This window comes from Caldalkalibacillus salinus, from assembly GCF_016745835.1.
Lineage (GTDB): Bacteria > Bacillota > Bacilli > Caldalkalibacillales > JCM-10596 > Caldalkalibacillus_A > Caldalkalibacillus_A salinus.
This window is the reverse complement of record NZ_JAERVL010000066.1, coordinates 1-392: the sequence shown is the minus strand read 5'-3', so window position 1 is coordinate 392 and position 392 is coordinate 1. Positions and strand designations below refer to the sequence as shown.

Sequence of the window (392 nt, the reverse complement as noted above, 5' to 3'; positions counted from 1 at the left end):
ATAATAAGCGGAAATAGCTCAGCGGTAGAGCGTCGCCTTGCCAAGGCGAAGGTCGCGGGTTCGAACCCCGTTTTCCGCTCCAATTGTGCCGGGGTGGTGGAATTGGCAGACACACAGGACTTAAAATCCTGCGGTTGGTGACAACCGTGCCGGTTCAAGTCCGGCCCTCGGCACCATTAATTATAACGCACGTGCCCTTAGCTCAGCTGGATAGAGCGTTTGACTACGAATCAAAAGGTCGGGAGTTCGAATCTTCCAGGGCACGCCATATCGGGAAGTGGCTCAGCTTGGTAGAGCACCTGGTTTGGGACCAGGGGGTCGCAGGTTCAAATCCTGTCTTCCCGACCATTGTGGGGCCATAGCTCAGCTGGGAGAGCGCCTGCCTTGCACGC

The 392-nt window shown here is 56.6% G+C and carries 4 tRNA genes; all 4 read left to right on the top strand.

Annotated elements, in window-relative coordinates:
• The first annotated feature begins 7 nt into the window (after window positions 1–7).
• The 4 genes from JKM87_RS17705 to JKM87_RS17690 all read left to right on the top strand — a co-directional run bounded on the left by JKM87_RS17705 (window position 8) and on the right by JKM87_RS17690 (window position 348).
• Window positions 8–82: transfer RNA gene (locus JKM87_RS17705), tRNA-Gly, on the top strand.
• Between the two features lie 5 nt (window positions 83–87).
• Window positions 88–176: transfer RNA gene (locus JKM87_RS17700), tRNA-Leu, on the top strand.
• Window positions 177–191: 15 nt separating this feature from the next.
• Window positions 192–268: transfer RNA gene (locus JKM87_RS17695), tRNA-Arg, on the top strand.
• Between the two features lie 3 nt (window positions 269–271).
• Window positions 272–348, top strand: a tRNA-Pro gene (locus tag JKM87_RS17690).
• The last annotated feature ends 44 nt before the right edge of the window (window positions 349–392 follow it).